The 9,081-nt window shown below is 38.8% G+C and carries 6 protein-coding genes and 1 rRNA gene (1 of these 7 cut by a window edge); all 7 read left to right on the plus strand.

What is annotated here, in order from left to right; translation table 11 throughout:
* The first annotated feature begins 41 nt into the window (after positions 1–41).
* On the plus strand, positions 42–1,799 hold the full coding sequence (gene pyk / locus AB1I62_RS04960) for a pyruvate kinase (RefSeq protein WP_002355949.1): 1,758 nt from the start codon (positions 42–44) through the stop codon (positions 1,797–1,799).
* Between the two features lie 372 nt (positions 1,800–2,171).
* Positions 2,172–2,741, plus strand: a complete 570-nt coding sequence (locus tag AB1I62_RS04965) for a YceD family protein (RefSeq protein ID WP_002363429.1) — start codon at positions 2,172–2,174, stop codon at positions 2,739–2,741.
* Between the two features lie 56 nt (positions 2,742–2,797).
* Positions 2,798–2,977 carry a 50S ribosomal protein L32 gene (gene rpmF, locus AB1I62_RS04970; RefSeq protein WP_002355952.1) on the plus strand — a complete coding sequence of 60 codons (180 nt, stop codon included), beginning with the start codon at positions 2,798–2,800 and terminating at the stop codon, positions 2,975–2,977.
* Between the two features lie 204 nt (positions 2,978–3,181).
* Positions 3,182–4,603: an NADP-dependent phosphogluconate dehydrogenase gene (gndA, locus tag AB1I62_RS04975; protein WP_002355953.1), complete on the plus strand. Its 1,422-nt coding sequence runs from the start codon at positions 3,182–3,184 to the stop codon at positions 4,601–4,603.
* 157 nt (positions 4,604–4,760) lie between these two features.
* Positions 4,761–5,447: a response regulator transcription factor gene (locus AB1I62_RS04980; RefSeq protein WP_002355954.1), complete on the plus strand. Its 687-nt coding sequence runs from the start codon at positions 4,761–4,763 to the stop codon at positions 5,445–5,447.
* A 10-nt stretch (positions 5,448–5,457) separates the two neighbouring features.
* Entirely contained in the window at positions 5,458–6,966 is a 1,509-nt protein-coding gene (locus tag AB1I62_RS04985) for a HAMP domain-containing histidine kinase (protein WP_002363430.1), read from the plus strand.
* A 644-nt stretch (positions 6,967–7,610) separates the two neighbouring features.
* A 16S ribosomal RNA gene (locus tag AB1I62_RS04990) occupies positions 7,611–9,081 on the plus strand; it runs 90 nt beyond the window's last position.

Here is a 9,081-nt window from a genome sequence, read left to right on the forward strand (position 1 = left end):
TAGCTTTGTATAAACAAATTTGGAATAGGAGCGTTTTAGTAATGAAAAAAACGAAAATCGTATGTACGATTGGACCAGCTAGTGAATCCGTTGATATGCTAGTAAACTTAATTAATGCAGGTATGAATGTTTGCCGTTTGAACTTTTCACATGGTGATTACGAAGAGCATGGTGCTCGTATTAAAAACATTCGTGAAGCTGTAAAAATTACAGGGAAACGCGTAGCGATCTTACTAGATACAAAAGGTCCTGAAATCCGCACAAATGACATGGAAAATGGCGCAATCACAATGAAAATTGGTGACTCAGTACGTATTTCTATGACAGAAGTTTTAGGAACAAATGAAAAATTCTCAATCACTTATCCAGAATTAATCAATGATGTAAACGTAGGTTCACACATTCTTTTAGATGATGGTTTAATCGATTTAGAAGTAACTGATATCGACCGTGATGCAAACGAAATCGTAACAGTTGTTAAAAACGAAGGCGTCTTGAAAAACAAAAAAGGCGTTAACGTACCAGGCGTTTCTGTAAACTTACCAGGGATCACTGAAAAAGATGCTAACGATATCCGTTTCGGAATTGGTCAAGGAATTGACTTTATAGCAGCTAGCTTCGTTCGTCGTGCTTCTGACGTTTTAGAAATCACTAAAATTTTAGAAGAAGAAAACGCAACACACATCCAAATCATTCCTAAAATCGAAAACCAAGAAGGTATCGATAATATCGATGAAATCTTAAAAGTTTCTGATGGTTTAATGGTTGCTCGTGGTGACATGGGTGTTGAAATTCCAACAGAAGATGTTCCAGTTGTCCAAAAAGCTTTAATTAAAAAATGTAATGCTTTAGGTAAACCAGTTATCACTGCAACACAAATGTTAGATTCAATGCAACGTAACCCACGTCCAACACGTGCGGAAGCAAATGACGTAGCAAACGCAATCTACGATGGAACAGATGCAGTAATGTTATCAGGCGAAACTGCAGCAGGGGATTACCCATTAGAAGCTGTTCAAACAATGGCTCGTATTGCAGTTCGTACAGAAGAAACATTAGTTAACCAAGATTCATTCGCATTGAAATTATATAGCAAAACAGATATGACTGAAGCAATCGGACAATCTGTTGGCCATACAGCACGTAACTTGGGTATCCAAACAATCGTTGCGGCAACAGAATCAGGCCATACAGCACGTATGATCTCTAAATACCGTCCAAAAGCACATATCGTTGCAATTACGTTCTCAGAACAAAAAGCACGTAGCTTATCATTATCATGGGGTGTTTACGCAACAGTTGCTGACAAACCATCAAGCACAGATGAAATGTTTAATTTAGCTTCAAAAGTATCACAAGAAGAAGGTTATGCTTCAGAAGGTGATTTAATCATTATCACTGCTGGTGTTCCAGTTGGCGAAAAAGGCACAACAAACTTAATGAAAATTCAAATGATCGGTTCTAAATTAGTTCAAGGTCAAGGTGTCGGCGAAGAGGCAATTATTGCAAAAGCCGTTGTTGCAGGAACTGCTGAAGAAGCAGTTGCTAAAGCGACTGAAGGAGCTATTTTAGTTACAAAAACAACAGATAAAGAATACATGCCTGCAATTGAAAAAGCATCAGCATTAGTTGTTGAAGAAGGTGGTTTAACTTCTCATGCAGCTGTTGTAGCGATTGCGCAAAATATTCCAGTTATCGTAGGTGCTGCAGATGCAACATCATTAATTAATAATGACGAAGTGATTACTGTTGATCCTCGTCGTGGTATTGTTTACCGCGGAGCAACAACAGCTATCTAAGTCTAATTAATTCAATCATTTGATTTTAAGCAATATGTACTCGGACGCAAAGCTGGGACAAACCGATTCGTCAGTTTGTCTCAGCTTTTTTTACAAGGAAGACAGTAGTATGAAATGTTCAGAAACACGTATTCAGTAAATAAAGAGTTGGGCGCAAATAGTAAAATTATGTCTGAGTTTTAAATTATTTATGTTATTTCACACAAAAATTTTGTTATTTAATTAAATAAGCGCTAAGTTATCTTCAACAGAAAAACAATTATAAAAAAAACGAAAGAAAAACAGGAAATAAGAAAGGGCTGTCAAGAAAATTTCATTGACAAAGCTTTCATACCCCTGTATAATAGCTTTTGTTGCTTAGGAGTGATAATTATGAAGTGGTCTTTGTTAGAATTAAATAAATACAAAGAAGAGCCGCTAGTGTTTTCAGAAACATTGCATCTTAAAGAAGAGCTTCTTCAACGAGATGATACCTTGTTGGATGTAAGTCCAATCAAAGTAGAAGGCTTATTAGCAGTCAATAAATCAGAATATTTACTTCATTACACTATTCAGGTAACTGTAACCGTTCCTTCATCCCGTTCTTTAGAACCTGTGGCTTTGCCAATGCAAATCACGGTCGATGAAGTCTTTATGACAAAAGAACAAATGGATACAAGAGATGAACGATTTGCAGCTGAAGAGATTATTTTATTGGACAAGCCAACAATTGATTTAGATGAATCTGTCGAAGACAACATTCTATTGTCCATTCCAATTCAAGTGCTTACAGAAGAAGAACAAAACAGTCAAGAAATGCCAAGTGGCAATGACTGGGAAGTGATTTCAGAAGAAGCATATTTGGAAAGTAAGCAGAAAGCAGCAGAACAAACAGTGGATCCTCGTCTGGCTAAACTATCAGAATTACTCAGCGATAATGCTGAAGAGGAAGATAACAGCTAGGTTGGAATATATTGTGTATGTAAATACACGCATCTTTACAAGGAGGTGGAACAACAATGGCAGTACCAGCTAGAAGAACTTCTAAAGCGAAAAAAGCAAAACGTCGCACACACTACAAATTAACAATCAAAGGCTTAAATGCATGCTCAAACTGTGGTGAAATGAAAAAAAGCCATCACGTATGTCCAGCATGTGGTCACTACGATGGAAAAGACGTAATGTCTAAAGAAGCATAAGCATAAAAACATTTTTTGAAATGTTGAATCCCCTAGGCTAACCATGGAGCCTAGGGGATTTGTATTTTTTTAAGAAAATATGAAGAAATTGGAAATTTATTGGCACTATATTGTTTTCATATGAAAGATAGTGCGTTATAATAGTGAGGATTATAAGAGAATGCTCATAGAATTTTCGTTGATTATAATATAGGAGGTCATAAAATGACAAAACAACAATTTGGCGTAGTCGGCATGGCTGTCATGGGAAAAAATCTTGCTTTAAACATTGAAAGCAGAGGCTATACAGTTGCGCTGTATAACCGTACAGGATCAAAAACAACAGAAGTGGTTGAAGAACATCCTGACAAAAACTTTCAAGCAACATACTCAATTGAGGAATTTGTGAATGCAATTGAAAAACCTCGTCGAATTATGTTGATGGTTAAAGCTGGACCTGCAACAGATGCGACAATCCAAGAATTGTTACCACATCTTGATAAAGGCGACATCTTAATTGATGGCGGTAATACGTTCTTCAAAGACACAATGCGACGTAATGAAGAACTAGCAAACTCAGGAATTAACTTTATTGGTACTGGCGTTTCTGGCGGAGAAGAAGGAGCCTTGAAAGGACCATCTATCATGCCTGGCGGACAAAAAGAAGCGTATGAGTTAGTTGCGCCAATTCTTGAAAAAATTTCAGCTAAAGCAGAAGACGGTGAACCATGTGTGACTTACATTGGCCCAAATGGTGCTGGACATTATGTAAAAATGGTTCATAATGGGATTGAATATGGGGACATGCAATTAATTGCTGAATCCTACGATTTAATGAAACAAATCTTAGGTTTATCTGTTGATGAAATGGCAGAGATTTTCAAAGAATGGAACGAAGGCGAATTAGACAGTTACCTTATCGAGATCACGGCTGACATTTTGACACGTAAAGATGATGAAGGAACCGACCAACCAATCGTTGATGTTATTCTTGATGCAGCAGGCAACAAAGGAACAGGTAAATGGACAAGCCAAAGTGCGTTAGATCTTGGCGTACCATTACCATTAATTACAGAATCAGTATTTGCACGTTTTATTTCGGCTTACAAAGAAGAACGCGTAAAAGCAAGTGGCATTTTATCAAAACCTGCAGCCTTTAACTTTGCAGGCGATAAAAAAGAATTGATTGAAAAAATTCGCGAAGCATTATACTTTAGTAAATTAATGAGTTATGCGCAAGGGTTTGCACAACTCCGTGCAGCTTCTGAAGAATACGGATGGGATTTACCATTTGGTGAAATTGCAAAAATCTGGCGAGCAGGTTGTATTATCCGTGCACAATTCTTACAAAAAATTACCGATGCATATGAAAAAAATCCAGCACTTGAAAACTTGTTGTTAGATGAATACTTCGTAGAAATTACGAAAAAATATCAACAAGCCGTTCGTGAAGTTGTTGCGATTGCTGTTCAAGCAGGTGTTCCTGTACCAACATTCTCATCTGCAATTGCTTATTACGATTCTTATCGTTCAGATCGCTTACCAGCGAATTTAATTCAAGCACAACGTGATTACTTCGGTGCTCATACGTACGAACGCACAGACAAAGAAGGAATCTACCATTACAGCTGGTACAACGAAGAATAAACACGCTGGAGACCATGAGTGTGGCTCACCATGCTCATGGTTTTACTGTGGCTTAAAAAAGAACCAGATAGATTGAGTAGTAATTCTCTAATAAGTAGTAAGGAATAAAAAGGTTGAGCTTGAGTATAGCTTTTAAAGAGAAAGGACAATTAATCAAATGAGCAACATTTTAATTATTGAAGATGAAAAGAACTTAGCGAGATTCGTTGAGCTTGAATTAAAACATGAGGGGTATACGACAGAAGTACACTACAATGGTCGTACAGGATTGGAAGCCGCTCTTAACAACGAATGGGATGCTATCCTTCTTGATTTGATGTTACCAGAATTAAATGGATTAGAAGTATGTCGCCGTGTTCGCCAAGTGAAAAATACACCAATTATTATGATGACTGCGCGTGATTCAGTAATTGACCGTGTTTCTGGCTTAGACCATGGAGCGGATGATTATATTGTTAAACCATTTGCAATTGAAGAATTGTTAGCTCGTTTACGTGCGTTACTTCGTCGTATTGATATTGAGGGCGATAAAAACGTTGCAAAACAAACAACGATTACATATCGTGACTTAACAATTGAAAAAGAAAATCGTGTCGTTCGTCGTAATTCTGAAATGATTGAATTAACAAAACGCGAATACGAATTACTATTAACGCTAATGGAAAACGTGAACGTTGTCTTGGCACGTGATGTGTTACTAAATAAAGTTTGGGGCTATGAAACAGAAGTAGAAACAAACGTTGTGGATGTGTATATCCGCTACTTGCGAAATAAAATTGACGTACCTGGAGAAGAAAGCTACATCCAAACTGTCCGTGGAACTGGCTACGTTATGCGTTCGTGAGAACTAATTAATGAAAAGAACGATTAAAAAAGAACTGGAAGGCCCATCTTTAACTATAAAGTGGGCTTTCGCAAGTTCTTTCTTTATATTTGTAGTTTTTACCATTTTTGCGGTGATTACCTATAAGTCTTCTGTCAGTCTTATTGTTGCCAAAGAAAAGGAAAATGTCGAAGCAACGATTGCAGAAGTAACAAATCGATTAGCTAATGCCAATGAAAATTTAACGGTAACAGACGTTTTTGACTATTTAAAAACGCCGAGTGAAAGAGATGAAAACTACTATAATAAGCATACAGCAGTAGAAGGTTCGTTTATGGAAATGGACAGTTTCATATCTGAACTAGGACAACCAGAACTTTATTTATCTGTGTATGACACAAACCAAAAACTAGTTTTTAAAACACAAAATGAATATGATAAGTTATTACAATTGGATCGACAATTACCTGTTGTTCGAACCGTTTTTGATAAAACCGGTTTTTATTCCGTGGAACCTATTTTTTCAAAAGAAACACGAGAAAAGATTGGCTATATTCAAGCGTTTTATGAACTTTCTTCTTTTTATGAAATTCGTAATCATTTATTATTAACACTTGTAGTTTTAGAAGTGATTTCTCTGATTGTAAGTAGTGTCTTAGGCTTTATCCTCTCTTCTTATTTCTTAAAACCATTAAAAGTATTGAGAGACACGATGGATACAATCCGCAAAGACCCGCAATCAGATGTCCACATGCCGGAGATTAATACGAGAGATGAGTTAGCAGATATTTCGGAAATATTTAATGAAATGTTAGATCGTATGAGACGCTATATCGAACAACAAGAGCAGTTTGTTGAAGATGTTTCCCATGAATTAAGAACGCCCGTTGCGATTATGGAAGGCCATTTAAACCTTTTAAATCGTTGGGGGAAAGACGATCCTGAAATTTTAGATGAATCATTAAAGGCCAGTTTACAAGAAATTAGTCGTATGAAGAGTTTGGTCCAAGAAATGCTTGACCTTTCACGCGCTGAACAAGTGGACACCCAATATGCAAATGAACGAACAGATGCTAAACAAGTAGTCTACCAAGTATTTAATAACTTCCAATTGGTTTATCCTGAGTTTCATATCACATTAGATGACGATTTACCAACCGAAGTTGAGCTGAAAATCTATCGTAATCACTTTGAACAATTGCTAATTATTCTATTAGATAATGCGATTAAATATTCAACCGATCGAAAAGAAGTGCATATTTCCATTTCTCGAACGATGAATGAATTTGAAATAGCTGTGCAAGATTTTGGTGAAGGAATCACTGAAGAAGACTTGGAGAAAATATTTGATCGATTCTATCGAGTAGATAAAGCCCGTGCAAGAAATAAAGGTGGTAATGGCTTAGGTCTATCGATTGCAAAACAATTAGTCGAAAACTATAAAGGACGTATTGATGCAGAAAGCGTATTGCATCAAGGAACGATCTTTAGAATTTTTATTCCAATCGCTGGAATAAAAGAAGAGAGCAACGTACAATAAAGTACGTTGCTTTTTTTACGAATGATTAACGAACATTTCAGTAAGAGAAAAGGGATTATAAGATAAAGAAACGAATGTTTTCTTTGCAGAAAATATTCATCGTTCGAAATTGAAAAAAATGTTATTTTTCTGCAAAATAATAGTTGCGTTTTAGAAAAATCCTTGGTATATTAATATCTGTTCTGACAAACAGTTCGTTAAGAAAAAAGTTTTAAAAAGTTAAAAATTTTTCTTGACGAAAAGATAAATAACATGTTAGAATAACAAAGTCGTTAAAGAAATTGCTTTTAAATCAATCATTTGATCAAAAAAACTTGTTATAAAATAACAAAAAAGTTTTAAAAAGTTGTTGACAAACAACTGAGATAATGATAAGATATAGAAGTTGTCACAACAGACGGCAACGACCGAGCAAAACAACTTAAAAGAAATTTTTTAAAAAAGTTCTTGACATTCAAACGAAAGTTTGTTATGATATAAAAGTTGCTGCGAGGTAACGTAGACCTTTGAAAACTGAACAAAGAATAGACGAACCAAATGTGTAGGGCGTCTTGATTCAATTCAAGACAACAAACATTTTTAACAAGCAAGCAATATGCTAGCAAACAAATTGAGCTTAACAATCGCAAGATTGTTCTAACTTTTATTATGAGAGTTTGATCCTGGCTCAGGACGAACGCTGGCGGCGTGCCTAATACATGCAAGTCGAACGCTTCTTTCCTCCCGAGTGCTTGCACTCAATTGGAAAGAGGAGTGGCGGACGGGTGAGTAACACGTGGGTAACCTACCCATCAGAGGGGGATAACACTTGGAAACAGGTGCTAATACCGCATAACAGTTTATGCCGCATGGCATAAGAGTGAAAGGCGCTTTCGGGTGTCGCTGATGGATGGACCCGCGGTGCATTAGCTAGTTGGTGAGGTAACGGCTCACCAAGGCCACGATGCATAGCCGACCTGAGAGGGTGATCGGCCACACTGGGACTGAGACACGGCCCAGACTCCTACGGGAGGCAGCAGTAGGGAATCTTCGGCAATGGACGAAAGTCTGACCGAGCAACGCCGCGTGAGTGAAGAAGGTTTTCGGATCGTAAAACTCTGTTGTTAGAGAAGAACAAGGACGTTAGTAACTGAACGTCCCCTGACGGTATCTAACCAGAAAGCCACGGCTAACTACGTGCCAGCAGCCGCGGTAATACGTAGGTGGCAAGCGTTGTCCGGATTTATTGGGCGTAAAGCGAGCGCAGGCGGTTTCTTAAGTCTGATGTGAAAGCCCCCGGCTCAACCGGGGAGGGTCATTGGAAACTGGGAGACTTGAGTGCAGAAGAGGAGAGTGGAATTCCATGTGTAGCGGTGAAATGCGTAGATATATGGAGGAACACCAGTGGCGAAGGCGGCTCTCTGGTCTGTAACTGACGCTGAGGCTCGAAAGCGTGGGGAGCAAACAGGATTAGATACCCTGGTAGTCCACGCCGTAAACGATGAGTGCTAAGTGTTGGAGGGTTTCCGCCCTTCAGTGCTGCAGCAAACGCATTAAGCACTCCGCCTGGGGAGTACGACCGCAAGGTTGAAACTCAAAGGAATTGACGGGGGCCCGCACAAGCGGTGGAGCATGTGGTTTAATTCGAAGCAACGCGAAGAACCTTACCAGGTCTTGACATCCTTTGACCACTCTAGAGATAGAGCTTTCCCTTCGGGGACAAAGTGACAGGTGGTGCATGGTTGTCGTCAGCTCGTGTCGTGAGATGTTGGGTTAAGTCCCGCAACGAGCGCAACCCTTATTGTTAGTTGCCATCATTTAGTTGGGCACTCTAGCGAGACTGCCGGTGACAAACCGGAGGAAGGTGGGGATGACGTCAAATCATCATGCCCCTTATGACCTGGGCTACACACGTGCTACAATGGGAAGTACAACGAGTCGCTAGACCGCGAGGTCATGCAAATCTCTTAAAGCTTCTCTCAGTTCGGATTGCAGGCTGCAACTCGCCTGCATGAAGCCGGAATCGCTAGTAATCGCGGATCAGCACGCCGCGGTGAATACGTTCCCGGGCCTTGTACACACCGCCCGTCACACCACGAGAGTTTGTAACACCCGAAGTCGGTGAGGTAACCTTTT

This window comes from Enterococcus sp. AN402, assembly GCF_040719405.1.
GTDB classification, from domain to species: domain Bacteria; phylum Bacillota; class Bacilli; order Lactobacillales; family Enterococcaceae; genus Enterococcus; species Enterococcus faecalis.